Here is a 1,007-nt window from a genome sequence, read left to right as displayed (position 1 = left end):
TGTCGTACATGAGTTCATAGGTCTCGTCCAGGATTCTCTGGACGAGACCTATGAACTCATGTACGACACCTACACCAATATATTTACGCGTCTTGGTCTAGACTTCCGCGCTGTGCAGGCTGACTCAGGCAGCATCGGCGGCAATGCTTCACATGAATTCCATGTGCTGGCCGATTCAGGTGAAGACGATATCGCTTTCAGCACAGAAAGTAACTATGCAGCCAATATTGAGCTGGCTGAAGCCCTCGCACCTGAAGGTGAGCTAGCAGCACCAAGCAAAGCCATGGAAGAAGTCGCTACGCCTGAACAGAAAACCATTGAAGAGGTCACTTCTTTCTTATCTGTTCCCGCTAGCTCGGTTATCAAAACCTTACTGGTTCTTGGCGAAGAAGATGAAGACGGCAATGCACCCTTGGTAGCGCTGGTATTAAGGGGCGACCACAGTTTGAACGAAATCAAAGCTGAAAAACTTGAAGGCGTCGCCTCTCCCTTAGTGTTCGCAAATGAAGAACAGGTGAAAGCCGCAACGGGAGCGAATATAGGTTCCATTGGCCCGGTCGGACTAAAAGACATCACTGTATTTGTCGATCGCACCGCTGCACTGTGTTCAGACTTCACTTGTGGCGCGAATAAAGATGGCGTTCATTTAACAGACGTCAATTGGCAAAGAGATCTTGAACTAGGTGAAGTCGTTGACCTGCGTAACGTTCTTGAAGGTGATACCAGCCCTGACGGCAAAGGTACACTCGAAATCAAACGCGGTATCGAAGTCGGTCATATCTTTAAGTTGGGCAACAAATACAGTTCCGCAATGAATGCCTCGGTATTAAACGAAAATGGCAAAGCCACCATTATGGAGATGGGCTGTTACGGCATCGGTGTATCGCGTATTGTAGCGGCAGCTATTGAACAAAATAACGATGACAATGGCATTATCTGGCCTGAATCGATAGCGCCTTTCCAAATCGCGCTCATCCCACTCAATGGTCATAAGTCTGAGCCTGTTG

1 protein-coding gene is annotated in these 1,007 nt (G+C 48.2%); it reads left to right on the top strand.

The features are described from left to right. On the top strand, nucleotides 1-1,007 hold a 1,007-nt coding region (gene proS, locus A3763_RS25740), incomplete at both ends, for a proline--tRNA ligase (protein ID WP_156495340.1).

The organism is Oleiphilus sp. HI0128 (genome assembly GCF_001635365.1).
The sequence above is the reverse complement of the archived record's forward strand: the minus strand, read 5'-3'. Positions and strand labels throughout refer to the sequence as shown.